This window comes from Marinomonas sp. G8-14 (genome assembly GCF_055808935.1).
The window spans coordinates 2465951-2482530 of the sequence record NZ_CM147891.1 but is presented as its reverse complement, the minus strand read 5'-3'; the positions used below and the strand labels follow the sequence as shown (position 1 = coordinate 2482530).

Below are 16580 nucleotides of genomic sequence, written 5' to 3'. Positions count from 1 at the left end.
TAAACAAAAAGGAGTCCAATGCGGACTCCTTTTTTATTGCTTAACGGGTAGTCATAGCGATTGTTTAGATGAGACGCTTACGCACGTTTACCACTAGAATTTCGGCTAGAATTACGATAATGAAAATCGCTAATAACGATACAGCAACTCGGTCCCATTGGAACAAGTTCATTGAGTCATCTAGTACTACACCGATACCGCCCGCGCCCACTAACCCAAGTACCGCAGACTCTCGGACATTAATGTCCCAACGAAAAAGGACGATACTAAAAAAAGCGGGTAAGACTTGTGGCCAATAACCTTTTAGTAAAATAGACAGCCAAGATGCCCCAGTGGCTTTTAGCGCTTCAATGGAGCCCCATGTTAACTTCTTCGAGTGCCTCTCCTAAAAGTTTGCCAACAAAACCTATGGAGCGGAAGGCAATAGCCAATACGCCAGCGATGACTCCAGGGCCAAAGATAGAGACAAACAAGAGCGCCCAAACTAAAGAGTTTACCGAGCGCGAAGACACCAGAAAAAACTTTGAAATCCAGTGACACCAAGTTGAGCTTACGATGTTGCTGGCATTCATAAGGGCTAAAGGAATGGCAAAAATCAACGTAATTAAGGTTCCCAGTGTGGCAATGTTGAGGGTTTCAATCATGGCGTCATGAACCGTGACTGGATAGTAGGCGAAATCCATGGGCCACATGCGAGAAAACATATCTGCCATTTGTTCTGGTGCATCCAGTAGGAACTCGGGAATTACCTCGACAGATTGAATGGACTGGATAAAAGCTATTACCAAAACCAAATAGACAGCATAGCGAGAGAGTTTCTGCTTTAGCGTAAAACGTTGCCAATGATGATCAATAGCGTTCATAAAAATGCTCCTAAGTCAGGTTAGCGAAAAATGCGTCGAACGATGTTGGATAGAAACTCGCCAAACATGATTAGAGCGATAATGACGATTAAAATGGCCGCCACAAAGTCATAATCAAAGCGCTGGAAGGCCGAGAATAAAGTTCCTCCTAATCCGCCCGCGCCGACAATGCCGACCATGGTGGAGTTACGCAAATTCGAGTCGAGCTGATAGGTTGAAAAGCCAATAAAACGCGCAAATACTTGTGGCATGACGGAAAATAAAATGATGCTGGTAAAACCGGCACCGGTCGCTCGAATGGCTTCCACCTGTTTGAGAGAAATCTCTTCAATCGCTTCAGCAAACAGTTTGGCAATAAAGCCAATTGACGCAACGACGAGGGTGAGAATGCCTGCTAGCGCGCCAAAGCCAACACTTTTGACGAACAAAATAGCAATGATAACGGGATGAAAAGTGCGACAAAGGGCAATCAAAGCCCGTACAGGCGTACTGATCCAGCTTGGCATTAAATTACGTGCGGCAAATAATCCGAGGAATAATGAAATGAAAATGCCGCAAATACTTGAAATAATAGCAATTTCTAAACTTTCTATGAGGCCGCTTAAGAGTAGCGACCAACGACCAAAGTTGGGTGGCACCATGCGTGCTAATAATTCACTGGCGTGCCCTAAACCATCACTAATTCGCCCCAAGCTCAGATCCATTGCATTGAAGGAGTAGATGACATAACAGATGACCAGTAGCCAAAGTGAGCTTACTAGCCAGTTATGCTTAAACGGATTTTCTCTGTCTATATTTACTTGTGAGTGAGTTGAGTTTACGCCAGCCATGATTCACCTCCATAGATTTGTTTTAGGTGCTCGTCAGTGATGCCTTCTGGTGGGCCATCGTACACTACCACGCCATTACTCATACCTATCATGCGTTTCGCAAAGCGGCTAGCTAGCTTAACGTCGTGAATATTCACTAAAGCGGGAATATTTTTTTCTTGTGAAAAACGCTCTAACAATTCCATGATTTCGACTGCCGTTTTAGGATCAAGCGATGAGGTCGGTTCATCCGCAAGCAAGATACGAGGGTTTTGCATTACGGCTCGGGCAATACCGACACGTTGACGTTGACCGCCAGATAAACTGTCAGCACGTTTACTCGCATGTTCGGTTAAACCAACGGCATCGAGTAATTCAAAGGCGGTATTGATATCTTGTTGGCTAAATTTGCGGCGCCACGCTTGCCATGCAGACATATAACCGAGCCTTCCAGTTAAGACGTTTTCAATCACAGTGAGGCGCTCAACAAGATTGTACTCTTGGAACACCATGCCAACTTGACGGCGTAGTTTGCGTAGCTGAGCACCTTTGGCTAAGCAAAGGTCGGCGTTATCAAACAAGATCTTTCCTTCCGTGGGATCAATTAATCGGTTGATACAACGTAATAGAGTACTTTTTCCTGTCCCAGACGGGCCGATAATGGCCACAATCCCAGGTTCCGTAATGTGAATATCTATGCCTTTTAAAATGGGGTTGCCAGGTGTGTATTCTTTTTTTAAGTTGAGAATTTCAAGGAAGTTTGAGTGCTCAGTAGAGCTTTGGGTGACAGACATAATCGTTTCCTACAGGCGAAGAGGGCTAACAACCTGATGCTTTAGGTTGTTAGCATGTATTAAGTGAATTTTTAATCGATTAAGCGAGTAGTCGCTGCTTATTGGCTTTTGCTGGCAGCTTCTTTGGCGCGTTTGTCGGCAGCGGCTTTAGCGGCATCGGCTTCCGCCAGCTGCTTAAGTCCTGTTTTGGTATAGGCGGTACCAGAAGAGTGGGCAATATCGCGGATGACCTGCCAATCTTCTTTATAAGTAATTGGGAAGAAGCGATCAGCGCCACCAAAGGTTTTTTGCATTTCAGCGGGGAAGCGGAAGGTGAAAAAGGCGTGTTTAATTTTTTCAACCAGTTCTGGGTTCAAATCGTAAGCATACCCAAACGAAGAGGTTGGAAAACGGGGGCTGGTATAAATAATACGGAAGTCCTCTTCATTGATACGTTTGGCATCAATCATACGTTTTAGAACGTCAGAAGCAACCGGAGCGGCATCGTAATCGCCTGACAATACGCCCATAACAGACTGGTCGTGTTTGCCTGAGTATTTGACTTCATAGTCTTGATCTGGTGTCAGCCCTAGCGCTGGAAAGATCGCTCGTGGAGCAAGGTTTCCCGAGTTTGACGATGCCGATGTATGGGCAACGACCTTGCCTTTTAAATCCGCCATTTTCATGATGCTACTGTCTTTGCGGACAATAGTGACTAGGTTGTAGCCTTGAAAGGCTTCCTCGGTGCCTTTTACGGCAATAGGAACAAGACCGCCTAAATTAACCGCGTAACCTGTTGGACCTGTTGAGAAACCTGCAATGTGTAAACGACCTGAGCGCAAAGCTTCCACTTCGGCCGCATTGGAGTGAACCGTGTAATACACGACTTTTTTACCCGTCACTTCACTAAGGTATTTTTGGAAGTCACTGAATGCGTCTTTGTAAACTGCAGGATCTTCTACCGGCGTGTAGGTAAACACTAAAGTACTAGGATCGCGCCATTGGCTTTGATCTTTTGGAAGATCAGCGACGAGGTCGTAGTTTTCATCACAGAACTTATCATCCAGTACGCCACGATAGCTGCAATCATCGGCTAAAGCGACACTGCTTCCTATCAAGAGTGAGCTAGAGAGCATTAAACCAGTCAGTAATTTAATAGACATTATTGTTTTCCTCGAGATGTATTTTTTATTGTTATCACCGGTCGGGAGGTTCCGTTGTCGGAGATGAGTCAATCCTGTGGGTTCACTGGATTGACTGCCTTGTCGGCGCATAAAATATAGCAAGGCTGGTGCCAATAGTGAAAAAACTATATAAAACATAGGGTTGTGTGTTTATTAGGCTTATATTTTTTAGGTGTTGGGACTTTAGAGTCTCATTGGAAATAAAAAATGGGTCATTCTTGTCCTTCATCTTCGAACGCTTTAAAGTGTTGTTTATCTAATTGGTGTTTTTTCATTTTGCGATACAGTGTCTTGCGTGACATATCCAACAGTTCGGCCGCTTCGTTTAATTGGCCGTTTGTGACTCTTAGTCCTTCTTCGATAATGTGGCGTTCAAATTGCTCCATGCGTTCTTCGTAACTGCCGTTACTATCGTCTTCGCGTTTAATGGAGGCGAGGGAGGTTTCACTGATACCGAGCACAAAACGATCGGCGGCATTTTTTAGTTCACGTACATTGCCTGGCCACGGGTGTTGAATTAAGTATTCTAAGTACGCAGATGTGATCAGAGGTAGAGGGCGAGAAAAATGCTCGGCGGCTTTGTGGGCGTAATGATGGAAAAGGGGAAGGATGTCTTCAGGACGATCTCTGAGAGGTGGAATGGTGAGACTGGCAACGTTAAGGCGGTAAAACAGGTCTTTACGGAATTTTCCCTCTTCGCCTAATTGGGCAAGGTTGTCCTTACTGGCAGCGATGACGGTCAGCTCAACGGGAATGGGCAGGGTACTACCAACGCGTTCAATCGTGCGTTCTTGTAACACTCTTAATAATTTTATCTGTGCGGGTAGTGGCATGGTTTCTATTTCATCAAGAAACAAGGTGCCCCCATTGGCGGCTTCTATTTTGCCAATGTGACGTTTATTAGCGCCTGTGAAGGCACCAGCTTCGTGACCAAATAGCTCGCTTTCAATCAGGCTTTCGCTGATGCCACCACAGTTGATGGCAATGAATCGGCCTTTGTTTCTAAGACTAAATTGATGCAAAGCTCGGGCAACGACGTCTTTACCACAGCCCGTTTCACCGTAAATAATGGTGTCGATATTGGCTTGAGCCAAAGAAGATATATGTTGACGAATGCTCTTGATGGCCGCTGATTCTCCAATAATGAGGGCTTCTAAGCCTGTTTGTTGGGCAATATTTTGCTTTAGTTTCCGGTTTTCTAATACTAACTGCCTTTTCTCCACTGCGCGCTGCAGTTGGTTGATCAGTAGTGCAGGTTGCAGTGGTTTTTCGAGAAAATCGTAAGCACCTTCTTTCATGGCTTCTATCGCCATCGGAATATCCCCATGACCACTCATCAGGATAACGGGCAGCTCGCTGTCCAGCGTTTGAATACGAGCCAGAAGACTTAAGCCATCCATTTTAGGCATTCTTACATCACTTAAAATGACAGCGGCCGTCTGATGATTTAACGTGGAAATGGCTTTGTCGGCGCTTAAATAACTGCTGATCTGGAAACCTTCTAGCTCAAGCATTTCGGTTAGTGCTTCGATAATGGCTTGATCGTCGTCGATAATGATAACTTTGTTTGTGTTGTTCATTTATTTCTCTGCCTTGTTTAATACTAAGGTAAAGCAGCTGCCTTTTTCGGGAGCGGATACCACTTTAATTTGACCACCAAAATCTTGCACTATGTTATAGCTGATGGATAAGCCTAGTCCGAGGCCTTGCCCTACGTCTTTTTGGGTAAAAAACGGATCGAATATTTGCTCAATTTTGTCTGCTTCTATGCCTATGCCCGTATCACTCACCTCGACCATGACTCTATCGTTGAGTTCGTACACCGCAATGTTTAATTGTTTGACCGATGCGCTAGACAAGGCATCAACGGCATTGCTAATAAGATTAACCATTACTTGCTCAAGACGAATTGGTTCGGCTAATACGTGCAGCGACAGTTTGCTTGGCTGATAATTGAGTATGCTGTTTTGCTCATCAATCTGGCTAGACATCAATTCGATAGCATCTTCTATGACGGTTGCCAAACAGACAGGAGTGAGTTCTGTGCCCGCAACGCGTGCAAACGCTTTAAGGTGTTTGGTGATGCGGGTGATCTTGGTGAGTAGTTGGCCAATTTTATCAAGGCTATTTTGTGCTTTATCCAATTGGTTTTTTTCTATGTGACGCCCCGCCGTATGAAGGTGGCTTGCGATGGCGGTTAAGGGTTGGTTTATTTCATGGGTAATGCCCACACCAAGTTGGCCTAGTGCAGCGAGTTTTCCAGCTTGTACCAGTTCATTTTGGGTCGCCTTTAATTGTGCTTCGGCGGCCACTCGCTCTTCGATTTCGGCGGCGAGCCTTTGATTAGTTCGTTCAACCTCAATGGCCGTTTGTTGAAAGTATTGCAGATCCCTAGCCATACTAGACACTTCATCATTACCAGCTATACGGATTTGTGTGTCTAGCTGTGAGCTGGCAATAGCACGCATGTTTTTCTGTAATTCTACAATGCGTTGTAGCACATTGCGCCGGACATAAAACCAAGAGATGGCACAGGCAATGCTCAAGCTAATAAGAGACAACAGTAAAATATTACGAATACTGCTGTTGATGGATTTAATGGCACCTTCTAAAGAACCACGAATACTGGTGTTGGTATAATTAGTATATTGGTTGATTTGGGCGGCCAATTGTTGAATATGTCGTTGACTGTTTTCAAGTAAAAAGCTTTGTTGATACAGTAAATCCAATTCTTCGTTTTTGAGTTGAAAAAGTTCGCCTTGCCGAGAGACTCATGTTTAAAAGCGCTAGTAAGTTTTGCGCTAAAGGCGGTGAGACTTGTGGCAGTAATGTCAGATATTGAGCGATTTCCCCCCAGCTTTTCCAGCCGTAAAAAGGTGTAATCAAGTTCGTTGAATGACGCATCGTTGCTGATTTTTTCCATTAAACCTGAGAAGTAATGAAGTCGATGAATGACTTGTTCTAACTCGGCACTGCGTTCTAGCTGATTCAGTTGCTGAATTAGGGCTTCAAACAAAGGAAAGATAAGTAAAGACGATTGTGCTAATTCGCGTCTTATGACTTCGCGACGTTCAACGCTTTGGTTTAGTAACGTGAGGCTGTTTTGGATCTGGGTGATGAGTTCCAAAAAGTATCGATTGTAATCCGGTAAGTTGCGCATTAAAGCATCCATCTCACTAATAGCAAGACTGAGTGCTGCCATGGTTTGCTCTCTAGATATGGCGGCATCGCTAGTGACCAGAAGTGGCGCCGTTGCGACAATGAGACGACTTTTATCGTTTAGTCTAGCGGCGGCATCTAGGCCCGGAATGTCTTGGTATTTCAGTAGTAAAAGACGATCACTTAGTTGCAAATAGGTATTGGTTGACAAGCCACTTGCGACAATTGTAATAGAGGAAATCAGCACAAAGGCGAGAAAAAGCCGACCACCAATGCCGATATTGCGAAGCCAAAGTAATGTGGGAATACCCATTAGTCACTTGTCCTGTTATTTTTATAATTGGATGACACGTTCGTACGATTCTTGTGTCGGTTAGTACAATGAAAAATTAATGCCAACTTTTAGCCCGTGTACTCAGGGGGATTGAGTGATACTGAGGACAATAATGTCCCATTTAAAGTATTTGGGAATTAATCTCATCGGAATATATCATGATACTGATGATTGGGAATGAGCTGTTTTGGAAATGATATGATTTTGACTTTGGCATACAGTGAAAAAGCGTTTGCGATTGAAAATAGTCTGGATGAAACGGAGAGGCAGCGTGCTGCTTCATTTCGTTTTGCGTATTTACGTGATGCTTATGTGTTTGCCCATGCCTTTAAACGTCGCGTTTTGAGTTATTATTTTCCACTCAAAAAAACATCAGAGTGGTCCTTTTATCGAACGTCGTCTGGTAAGCCTTTTATACAAGAAAATATTGCCTTTAATTTGAGTCACAGCGCGGAGTCGGTGGCAGTAGCGTTGGCTCAGTCTAGCGATGAATGCGCTATCGGGGTGGACGTAGAATGTTACAAAGATATGGATGATCTTGAGAGCATGATTGATATGGTATGTCATCTGGATGAGAAAAGTCTGCTGGAGGTATGTGCAGACAGGCAAGCGAGTTTTTTTGCCTTTGGACAGCCAAAGAAGCGTTATTAAAAGCCAATGGCAGCGGCTTAGTTGATAATTTGAGTCAGATTAACTGTGCCCCGAGTTTGCTGAATAGGGAGCCGTATGGCTTGCCTTGGCAAGGTGATCAATATCGCTTGCAAAGCTTTCATTTTCCTTGGGGGGTGATTTCTCTTGCCTGGCGAGAAAGGCTCAGTGTGTCTGATATTCAACTGGTTGATTGGACATCTGGAGCGCCTATTACTGAAGTGAATGGAATGAAAAATTAACAAATTGTCATATTAGTTCTCGTTAATGGCGACGGCTAAGTATCTTGCTTTAAGCATGTGTGGTTTAAATAGTCATGAATTCCATCGTCATTGATTGTTTATAACTTCGAGATCAGCGAAAATAGCGCCAAACGTAATCACGATTAACATGACGGGGTTGGCAAGCGCTGATTATGCTGTGCTGGTCTTTAAGAAGATGAGAGCAACGCCCGCGTATAACCTAAAAGAATTTTTTAATGGCAAACCAGAATTTTCTCAACGAAGTAAACGAACGAAGAACTTTTGCGATCATATCGCACCCTGACGCCGGTAAAACCACCATAACGGAAAAGCTTTTGTTGCTTGGTCAGCTTATTCAAACGGCGGGTTCGGTAAAAGGCCGTAAAGGCGACAAACATGCGACATCTGACTGGATGGCGATGGAGAAGCAGCGCGGTATCTCTATTACCTCTTCTGTGATGCAGTTCCCATATAAAGACCGTATCGTCAATTTACTTGATACGCCTGGGCACGAAGATTTCTCTGAGGATACCTATCGTACGCTTACCGCGGTTGACTCGGTCTTGATGATTATCGACGGCGCAAAAGGGGTAGAGGATCGCACTATCAAATTGATGGACGTTTGTCGTCTTCGCGATACGCCTATTCTGACTTTCATCAACAAGATGGACCGAGATATTCGTGATCCGATTGAGCTGTTAGACGAAGTGGAAGATGTTCTAAAAATTGCCGCCGCCCCTATTACTTGGCCGATCGGTATGAGCGATTTTTTCAAAGGGGTTTATAACCTTTACACTGACACGATTCATGTATTTGTACGTGGTCGTGGTCATACGCTGATGGATGATATTCGCATCGAAGGGCTGCAATCGGATGAAGCCAAGGCTTTGTTGGGGGATGATTGGGAAGCGTATGTAGATGAGATCGAACTGGTGCGTGGTGCAAGCCATGAATTTGATCATGCAGCTTATTTAGCGGGTGAGTTAACACCTGTTTTCTTCGGTACAGCTTTATCTAACTTCGGTGTTCGTGAAATGTTGGATGGGTTTGTTGAGTGGGCGCCTTCACCAATTGATCGTGAGACCAACAGCCGAAAAGTATCGGCTACGGAAGAGAAGTTTTCAGGGTTTATTTTTAAAATTCAAGCCAACATGGATCCGAAGCACCGTGACCGTATTGCGTTCATGCGAGTGTGTTCTGGAACCTATAGTCGCGGTATGAAGATGCGTCATTGCCGTATCGGTAAAGACATTAAAGTGACGGACGCGGTGTCTTTTACTGCGGGTGATCGTGAAGGGGTTGAAGAGGCCTTTTCTGGTGATATCATTGGTTTGCATAACCATGGCACGATTCAAATTGGCGATACTTTTACGGAAGGCGAAGACTTAAAATTCACCGGGATTCCCCATTTTGCGCCTGAACTTTTCCGTCGAGTCCGTTTAAAAGACCCTATGAAAATGAAAGCCTTGCAAAAAGGCCTTCAGCAGCTTTCTGAAGAAGGGTCGACTCAGTTGTTTATGCCACAACGTAATAACGAATTAATCGTGGGGGCCGTGGGGCAGTTACAATACGAAGTAGTGGCCTACCGCTTGCAGGATGAGTACAAAGTAGAATGTATTTATGAGGCGGTCAACGTTAACACCGCGCGCTGGGTAGATTGCGACGACGCTAAGAAATTTGAAGAGTTTAAAAATAAGTGTCGTGATTATCTGGCTGTTGATGGCGGTGGGCATTTGACTTACCTGGCTCCAACGCGAGTAAATTTAATGATGGCAGAAGAAAAGTGGCCTCAGGTTCGTTTCCGTTCAACTCGAGAACATTGATCAATACTTGACTAAATTACTAGGTTAAGCGGATAATCTGATCATCGGTAATTGTTATAGTGGTGTCAAAATGAGCATGGTTGAATCGATTGATCCTATCGAATTTACAGACGCAGCGGCTGCAAAGCTGCAATCTTTGATCGAAGAAGAAGAGAATGATCGGCTCATGTTACGTGTTTATGTGACGGGTGGCGGTTGTTCAGGCTTTCAGTATGGTTTTACGTTTGATGAAGAGCATCAAGAAGACGATACAGAAGTGAAGCGTAACGGTGTGACTTTGGTCGTTGATCCGTTGAGTTTTCAATATCTTGTTGGATCAGAAGTAGATTACAAAGAGAATTTAGAAGGCTCACGCTTTGTCGTGCAAAATCCTAACGCGACGTCCACTTGCGGTTGCGGAGCCAGCTTTAGTATTTAGCTTTAATCGGCCACACACAGACTAAAGATGAAAAATACACCCTTTATGCCTAGCCGTATAAAGGGTTTTTTATTGTTGTTTTGTGATGTTGTGTCACGTTTTTGGTTTTTCTATTTGCTTGTGAGGCCAGCATATTTCAAACCGCGTACCGCCTTGTGCTGTTGGGTGGCAGCTTGCCTCGCCATTATGCGCTCGCGCAATAGCAGCAACCACGGCTAAACCTAAACCACTTCCCGTTGCGTTACTGTCAGATGAGCGTCTGAATGCGGTGAATACATGTGGCGCTAAGGCTTCAGCAATACCAGGGCCTTCGTCTTCTACAGATAAGGTCAAGGAATGTTGTGTTTTTCGTGTTTGAATCTTAATGCAACCTGGTACAGCATGTTTGATGACATTGGTAAGCAGTGCAATGAGTGCTTGTCTGATTCTGGCTGGATCACAAGAAGCATCGTTTACAGCGAGATCTAGTTCTACATATTGTTGTGTTGAAGCGAGAGCGTCTTTCATAAATTCGACAACGGCATTGATTTCCGTACTTAAATTAACCTCTTGTAATCTTAAATTTAGGTGACCACTTTCTTCTAGGCTGACGACTCGTAAATCTTCCACGAGATTTTTTAGTCCATCCACCTGCACTAATAAACTGCGCAGTTGATGATTGTCTGAGGTAAATACGCCGTCAAGCATGCCTTGTAAACGACCATACAAAATCGTAACAGGCGTTCGTAATTCGTGGGCAATGGCCGCGTTCCAAAATCTCTGCTCGTTGGTCATTCGCTCTAATCTCTCGGCGAGTAAATTAAAATCACGAATAAGCTGATTTGTTTCATTTTGTGCATTATTAAACGACGCGGCTCTCGCTGACAAATCGCCTTCTGCGAGAAGGCGAATGCCTCTCGTAACGGAGTTAAGAGGGGATAAAATATGACGCGCCAAATTGATGGCAACGGCCACGGTAATGCTGAGTGATAAGATGGTTGTTCCTGCGAGCCAGATGAGTTCTGGGCCGGAAGGAATATAGCTGTCTACAAAAATATAATCTGGCCAAAATGTATCCATGAAATAGTAAAAAAGGTACGCGGTAAAGAACACAAGCAATATCGCAAGTAAGGTGATAGCCATCATTGAGGCAATGATTTTGCCACTTAATCCAACTATTTTCATTTTCGATCCCAAAAGCGGTAGCCAATGCCTCTGACGCCAACAGGAATGTCATGGACGCCAACCTGTTCCAATTTTTTTCGTAGTTTACTGATATGACTGTCCACGGTACGCTCTAATGTATCGCCTTCAGGTAAACAATTCTCCAGAAGTTCTGTTCGACTGTAAGCACGTTTTGGCGTGCGGGCCATTAGTGTTAATAGTTTAAATTCGGTCAAGGTTAGCGTGATGTCTTTGTGTTGTGTTTCTTGCTTTACTGACACCGAATAATTTTCTATATCAATGTGTAATGGACCTATTTGAAGTATTTGTTGTGCTGGCGACTCTTTTACCATGGTTCGGCGTAATACGGCTTGGGTTCTTGCGACTACCTCTGCAGGGTTAAATGGTTTAACAACATAATCATCAGCGCCAGTACGCAGTCCCATGAGTTTATCTATGTCTTGATCCATGGCAGTCAGCATGATGACAGGCGTATTACCGCGATGGCGAATTTCAGATAATACACGCCAGCCATCCAGTTTTGGCATTTGGACATCCAGTAAAATAATATCGGGTTTATAATCTAAGTGAAGTTCAAGTGCTTGAAGGCCATTGGCTGCATGTAGGGTGCGCATGCCAGATTTTTCTAAATAGGCGGTCAAAATTTCTGCAATACCCAGTTCGTCTTCTGCAATTAGTACGGTGGCTTTGCTATCCGAGCCCATTGCTGAATCTGTCATCAGATTATTCATAAAAAGTATTCATCTCCATCAAATCTACACACATTCTCGGTCATAGCTCCATTGAGTAAAAGTAGAATTTAGATTATTCAATGTTTGCTTACCTTAAATGGTAAAGGATTTTCGATGAAGTTTGACCTTAGTAGTACCCGCTATGGAATGATTGCTGTGTTAGCTTTTATTCTTATCGCCTGCGATCAGTCACAATCAGATGAAGAGGTTTTGATTCCACCACCTTTAGTATCGACAATGTCTTTAACGCCTGAGTCACTAACCGTGAGGGATACATTACCAGGCCGAGTATCACCGGTGCGTAGCGCTGAGATTCGAGCTCAGGTCGGTGGTATTGTTCAGAAAAAGCTCTTTGAGCAAGGGCGCGAAGTGAAGGCAGGTCAACCTTTGTATCAAATTAATCCCGAGCCTTTTTTGGCTGAGGTTGATACTGCCGTTGCAGGTCTAAAGCGTGCAGAAGTGGCATTAGCGCATGCTCAGGCGCAAATGCTTAGAGTGAGTTCATTGCTTAAGTCCCATTCAATTAGTCGTCAAGTTTACGATGACGAGGTGTTTAAACGAGATCAGGCGTTAGCGGAAGTTGCGCAAGCTCGAGCAATGCTGGAGCGCCGTAAGCTTGACTTAAAATTTGCTACGGTAGAGGCGCCTATATCAGGCCGAATCGATCAGACTTTAGTGTCTGAGGGCTCTTTGGTGAGTAGCACTGATAGTAGTCCAATGGCTCGTATTCAGCAGATCGATCAGGTTTATCTGGATTTACGACGCCCAGCCTCTTCATTGGAATCTTTACAAAAAGCACTCACCACACAGCACTCTGAAAATGGTTTGCCGGTATCGGTTTTGCGTTCTAACGGTGAACCTTACGGTATAACAGGACGTGTTTTATTCTCCGGTATCAGTGTGGATTCTGGTACGGGAGATGTGTTGCTGCGTGTGCTTGTGGACAACCAAAATCAACTGCTTTTGCCTGGCATGTTTGTACAAGCCAGAGCGGATCGTAGTTACTACGACAGTGCTTTGATGCTGCCTCAGCAGGCAATAGTGCATTTTGAGGGAAAGTCTCAAGTATGGGTTATTGATGCTAATCGTCGGGACTCATCTTGTGCCAGTCGAACTCGGAGAGTTGGTTGATAGACATTATCGATTGAAGGCAGGTCTAACCGCTGGGCAAAAGGTGGTAATAGAGGGTATGGATCGACTTAATGATGGCATGGACGTTCGCGAACAAGAGTGGCAGTTAAATAAGTCCGTTTCTGGTGTTGACCACTAAAATTACAGGAAAATGTCGTTATGGCTCAGTTTTTTATTCACCGCCCAGTGTTTGCTTGGGTGATTGCTTTGTTTATTATTTTGGGTGGCGTGTTGGCTATTCCGCAATTGCCAATTGCTCGTTACCCATCTATTGCGCCTCCATCGGTCAGTATCTCTGCAAGTTATCCGGGCGCAGATGCTCAGACGATGAATGATGCTGTGCTCAGTTTAATTGAGCGTGAGCTTTCAGGTGTTAAGAATGTTTTGTATTTTGAGTCTTCAGCAGATGGTTCTGGATCCGCCGCGATTAGCGTGACGTTTACGCCTGGGACGAACCCTGAGTTGGCCCAGGTTGATGTGCAAAATAAAATTAAGGCCGTCGAGGCTCGTTTGCCACAAGTGGTTCGTCAAAATGGCTTGAGTGTCGAATCTGCAACCTCTAGTTTTCTGATGATTGTTGGCCTTAAATCTGATGATGGACGTTTTAGCGAGACGTCGTTGAGTGATTATATGGCACGAAACCTAATGGAGGAGTTTCGTCGCATCGACGGTGTTGGTAATGTGCAGTTGTTTGGTTCTGAACAAGCGTTGAGGGTTTGGGTAGATCCAAATAAGTTAACGTCTTATGGTTTGACTATGGCGGATCTCACGACAGCCATTACGCAGCAAAATACACAAATTGCTCCCGGTAGCATTGGAGCGTCACCTACAGTAGCTGGTCAGCGAGTGACCGTTCCGCTAACGGTTCAGGGGCAATTGAGCCTCGCCTGAAGCGTTTGCCAATATTGTGGTGAAGGCGGGCTTCAGATGGTTCAAAAATTGTCTTGAGTGATGTGGCGCGCGTTGAAATAGGTGCCCAGTCATACGGTTTTAGTAACCGTGAAAATGGCAAAGTGGCAACGTCTGCCGCCATTCAATTAGCGCCAGGTGCTAACGCTGTGAGTACGTCAAATAAGGTGCTTGCTCGTCTGCAAGAGCTAGAGCCTACTATGCCTGCTGGCATGAGTTATTCTATCCCTTTTAATACTGCTCCCTTTGTGAAAGTGTCGATTGAAAAAGTGATTTACACCTTGCTTGAGGCGATGACGCTGGTATTTCTCGTGATGTTTTTGTTCTTACAAAATATCCGTTATACCTTAATCCCGGCCATTGTTGCACCAATCGCTCTGTTGGGTACTTTTTCGATTATGTTGTTGGCGGGCTTTTCGATTAACGTCTTGACTATGTTTGGCATGGTGCTGGCCATCGGTATTATTGTCGATGATGCTATCGTTGTGGTGGAAAACGTTGAGCGGATTATGACGGAAGAAGGGTTGAGTCCGAAGGATGCGACAGTCAAGGCAATGAGGCAGATAACGGGTGCGGTAGTCAGTATTACCTTGGTGCTAACCGCTGTCTTTATTCCTATGGCCTTTGCTAGCGGCTCAGTGGGCGTTATCTATCAGCAATTTGCGCTGTCCATGGCGGTGTCTATTTTGTTTTCTGCATTTTTAGCTCTGACTCTGACTCCGGCGCTGTGTGCCACATTGCTTAAACCTCATGCCCAACAACATCTTGATAAAACGGGATTCTTTGGCTGGTTTAATCGAATGTTTGATGGCATGACAACAGGGTATGTCTCTTGTGTCGGTAAGTTGGTGATACGAACTGGACGGATGATGATGATCTTTGTGGTTATTGTCGGGATCTTGGTGATGGCTTTACGGCATTTGCCAACGTCATTTCTACCGGAGGAAGATCAAGGATATTTTATGACAACCATCCAATTACCCGCTGACGCGACAACAGAACGTACGCTGGATGTGGTGGAAGTGTTTGAAGAGTATATCGCTTCGCGTCCTTCTATTGTGTCAAACCTGTCCATTTTGGGTTTTGGGTTTTCAGGCTCTGGCTCAAATGCCGCGATGGCCTTCACTGTTTTAAAAGATTGGAAGGACAGAGAAGGTACAACGTTACAAGAAGAGGTAATGCTTGCGCAGCAGGCCATGTCCAATATCGCTGAAGGCTCTGTGATGACGTCAATGCCTCCAACAATAGATGAGCTAGATACGAGTTCAGGCTTTTCAATGCGCTTACAGGATCGTGCGAATCGAGGTTATGACGCGTTAAAAGAGGCAGAAGCCAAACTGCTTGCATTGGCAGCGAAAAGTAACATTGTGACGGGTGTCTATTCTGATGGTTTACCTTCGGGGGCGAGTATTCGGCTAGATATTGATCGTCTTAAAGCAGAGGCAATGGGGGTATCGTTTAGTAATATTAGTGACACTCTTTCTACTGCGATGGGGTCTGCCTATGTAGGGGATTTTCCTAATGCTGGACGAATGCAGCAGGTTATTCTTCAAGCTGATGTTTCTGCACGAATGCAGATTGATGATGTGCTTAAATTGTACGTACGAAACAGTAACGGTGGAATGGTGCCCTTATCGGAGGTGGTGACTCCCGTTTGGATAGAAACACCTTCACAGTTGGCTCGTTATCAAGGTTTTCCAGCTGCACGCATATCGGGAGCTGCGGCGACGGGTTTTTCAAGTGGCGCAGCGATGCAGGAAATGGAGCGTTTAGTGGCCCAATTGCCAGCTGGTTTTGCTGTCGCTTGGAGTGGGCAGTCACTTCAAGAGCGTCAATCCTCATCTCAAGCGCCTTTGTTAATGGCGCTATCCATGTTGGTTGTATTTCTTGTGTTGGCCGCATTGTATGAAAGTTGGTCAATTCCTCTTTCTGTTATGTTGGTTGTGCCGCTGGGTTTGCTTGGGGCCGTGATCGCGGTATTGCTTCGAGATATGCCGAATGATGTTTTCTTTAAGGTTGGTATGATTACCGTTATTGGTTTGTCTGCTAAAAATGCGATTTTAATTGTTGAGTTTGCTAAGCAATTACGTGAACAAGGTAGGGGGCTTGCTGAGTCTGCTATCATGGCGGCACGTCTTAGGTTACGCCCGATTCTGATGACATCTCTTGCTTTTGGTTTGGGGGTGATTCCTTTGGTTATCGCTTCAGGTGCCAGTGCTGAAACACAACATGCAATTGGAACGGGAGTGTTGGGTGGAATCATTAGTGCGACAGTGTTAGCAATCTTTTTTGTTCCAGTGTTCTTTGTCTTTGTTATGGGGATTCAAGAACGTGTTAGACGTTGGCGGTTATCTTATTAATTTATTAGCATATTGATTCGTAAAAAAATAAG

The 16580-nt window shown here is 44.7% G+C and carries 16 protein-coding genes and 1 pseudogene; 7 read left to right on the top strand and 10 right to left on the bottom strand.

Annotated elements, in window-relative coordinates:
* Window positions 1-64: 64 nt before the first annotated feature.
* From AC0L6V_RS12730 to AC0L6V_RS12695, 8 genes are all read right to left on the bottom strand, one after another.
* On the bottom strand, window positions 65-313 hold the full coding sequence (locus AC0L6V_RS12730) for a PhnE/PtxC family ABC transporter permease (RefSeq protein ID WP_418139088.1): 249 nt from the start codon (window positions 311-313) through the stop codon (window positions 65-67).
* A gap of 34 nt (window positions 314-347) precedes the next feature.
* Complete coding sequence (locus tag AC0L6V_RS12725) at window positions 348-863, bottom strand: PhnE/PtxC family ABC transporter permease (protein ID WP_418138323.1); 516 nt, start codon at window positions 861-863, stop codon at window positions 348-350.
* Between the two features lie 20 nt (window positions 864-883).
* Window positions 884-1693 carry a phosphonate ABC transporter, permease protein PhnE gene (gene phnE, locus AC0L6V_RS12720; RefSeq protein WP_265218359.1) on the bottom strand — a complete coding sequence of 270 codons (810 nt, stop codon included), beginning with the start codon at window positions 1691-1693 and terminating at the stop codon, window positions 884-886.
* A complete protein-coding gene (gene phnC / locus AC0L6V_RS12715) occupies window positions 1681-2466 on the bottom strand; it encodes a phosphonate ABC transporter ATP-binding protein (protein ID WP_265218360.1) in 786 nt (261 codons plus the stop codon). The genes phnE and phnC overlap by 13 nt, the downstream gene beginning before the upstream one ends.
* Window positions 2467-2564: 98 nt before the next feature.
* Window positions 2565-3608, bottom strand: a complete 1044-nt coding sequence (gene phnD / locus AC0L6V_RS12710) for a phosphate/phosphite/phosphonate ABC transporter substrate-binding protein (protein ID WP_265218361.1) — start codon at window positions 3606-3608, stop codon at window positions 2565-2567.
* 233 nt (window positions 3609-3841) lie between these two features.
* Entirely contained in the window at window positions 3842-5209 is a 1368-nt protein-coding gene (locus tag AC0L6V_RS12705; protein WP_265218362.1) for a sigma-54-dependent transcriptional regulator, read from the bottom strand.
* The gene (locus tag AC0L6V_RS12700; RefSeq protein ID WP_265219380.1) at window positions 5210-6349 is read right to left on the bottom strand and encodes a sensor histidine kinase; all 1140 of its coding nucleotides are present in this window, start codon (window positions 6347-6349) and stop codon (window positions 5210-5212) included. It abuts the gene before it with no gap.
* The gene (locus AC0L6V_RS12695) at window positions 6238-7101 is read right to left on the bottom strand and encodes a hypothetical protein (RefSeq protein ID WP_418138322.1); all 864 of its coding nucleotides are present in this window, start codon (window positions 7099-7101) and stop codon (window positions 6238-6240) included. Before AC0L6V_RS12695 ends, AC0L6V_RS12700 begins: the two co-directional genes overlap by 112 nt.
* 219 nt (window positions 7102-7320) lie before the next feature.
* On the opposite strand from AC0L6V_RS12695, the gene AC0L6V_RS12690 reads away from it, so the two are divergent.
* From AC0L6V_RS12690 to erpA, 4 genes are all read left to right on the top strand, one after another.
* Window positions 7321-7773, top strand: a complete 453-nt coding sequence (locus tag AC0L6V_RS12690; RefSeq protein WP_265218364.1) for a 4'-phosphopantetheinyl transferase family protein — start codon at window positions 7321-7323, stop codon at window positions 7771-7773.
* A gap of 80 nt (window positions 7774-7853) precedes the next feature.
* Window positions 7854-8012: a hypothetical protein gene (locus AC0L6V_RS12685; RefSeq protein ID WP_265218365.1), complete on the top strand. Its 159-nt coding sequence runs from the start codon at window positions 7854-7856 to the stop codon at window positions 8010-8012.
* A gap of 236 nt (window positions 8013-8248) precedes the next feature.
* Entirely contained in the window at window positions 8249-9835 is a 1587-nt protein-coding gene (locus tag AC0L6V_RS12680; RefSeq protein ID WP_265218366.1) for a peptide chain release factor 3, read from the top strand.
* 70 nt (window positions 9836-9905) lie between these two features.
* Window positions 9906-10253 (top strand): iron-sulfur cluster insertion protein ErpA, encoded by a 348-nt coding sequence (erpA, locus tag AC0L6V_RS12675; protein WP_110575191.1) that lies wholly within the window; start codon window positions 9906-9908, stop codon window positions 10251-10253.
* Window positions 10254-10346: 93 nt separating this feature from the next.
* On the opposite strand, the gene AC0L6V_RS12670 is transcribed toward erpA, so the two are convergent.
* Complete coding sequence (locus tag AC0L6V_RS12670; RefSeq protein WP_265218367.1) at window positions 10347-11417, bottom strand: ATP-binding protein; 1071 nt, start codon at window positions 11415-11417, stop codon at window positions 10347-10349.
* Window positions 11414-12148: a response regulator gene (locus tag AC0L6V_RS12665; RefSeq protein WP_409418607.1), complete on the bottom strand. Its 735-nt coding sequence runs from the start codon at window positions 12146-12148 to the stop codon at window positions 11414-11416. Before AC0L6V_RS12665 ends, AC0L6V_RS12670 begins: the two co-directional genes overlap by 4 nt.
* A 114-nt stretch (window positions 12149-12262) precedes the next feature.
* Between AC0L6V_RS12665 and AC0L6V_RS12660 the strand changes: the two genes are divergently transcribed.
* The 3 genes and pseudogenes from AC0L6V_RS12660 to AC0L6V_RS12650 all read left to right on the top strand — a co-directional run bounded on the left by AC0L6V_RS12660 (window position 12263) and on the right by AC0L6V_RS12650 (window position 16548).
* Entirely contained in the window at window positions 12263-13279 is a 1017-nt protein-coding gene (locus AC0L6V_RS12660; protein ID WP_418138321.1) for an efflux RND transporter periplasmic adaptor subunit, read from the top strand.
* Complete coding sequence (locus tag AC0L6V_RS12655; RefSeq protein ID WP_265218371.1) at window positions 13251-13418, top strand: hypothetical protein; 168 nt, start codon at window positions 13251-13253, stop codon at window positions 13416-13418. The genes AC0L6V_RS12660 and AC0L6V_RS12655 overlap by 29 nt, the downstream gene beginning before the upstream one ends.
* A 20-nt stretch (window positions 13419-13438) precedes the next feature.
* A pseudogene (locus AC0L6V_RS12650) lies at window positions 13439-16548 on the top strand (multidrug efflux RND transporter permease subunit).
* Window positions 16549-16580 lie beyond the last annotated feature (32 nt).

Bases quoted from the DNA above. Each gene is read 5' to 3' on its own strand.
- AC0L6V_RS12705 (WP_265218362.1), bottom strand. From the start codon at position 5,209: ATGAACAACACAAACAAAGTTATCATTATCGACGACGATCAAGCCATT.
- erpA (WP_110575191.1), top strand. From the start codon at position 9,906: ATGAGCATGGTTGAATCGATTGATCCTATCGAATTTACAGACGCAGCG.
- AC0L6V_RS12690 (WP_265218364.1), top strand. From the start codon at position 7,321: ATGATTTTGACTTTGGCATACAGTGAAAAAGCGTTTGCGATTGAAAAT.
- AC0L6V_RS12670 (WP_265218367.1), bottom strand. From the start codon at position 11,417: ATGAAAATAGTTGGATTAAGTGGCAAAATCATTGCCTCAATGATGGCT.
- AC0L6V_RS12695 (WP_418138322.1), bottom strand. From the start codon at position 7,101: ATGGGTATTCCCACATTACTTTGGCTTCGCAATATCGGCATTGGTGGT.
- phnC (WP_265218360.1), bottom strand. From the start codon at position 2,466: ATGTCTGTCACCCAAAGCTCTACTGAGCACTCAAACTTCCTTGAAATT.
- phnE (WP_265218359.1), bottom strand. From the start codon at position 1,693: ATGGCTGGCGTAAACTCAACTCACTCACAAGTAAATATAGACAGAGAA.
- AC0L6V_RS12680 (WP_265218366.1), top strand. From the start codon at position 8,249: ATGGCAAACCAGAATTTTCTCAACGAAGTAAACGAACGAAGAACTTTT.
- AC0L6V_RS12665 (WP_409418607.1), bottom strand. From the start codon at position 12,148: ATGAATAATCTGATGACAGATTCAGCAATGGGCTCGGATAGCAAAGCC.
- phnD (WP_265218361.1), bottom strand. From the start codon at position 3,608: ATGTCTATTAAATTACTGACTGGTTTAATGCTCTCTAGCTCACTCTTG.
- AC0L6V_RS12660 (WP_418138321.1), top strand. From the start codon at position 12,263: ATGAAGTTTGACCTTAGTAGTACCCGCTATGGAATGATTGCTGTGTTA.
- AC0L6V_RS12725 (WP_418138323.1), bottom strand. From the start codon at position 863: ATGAACGCTATTGATCATCATTGGCAACGTTTTACGCTAAAGCAGAAA.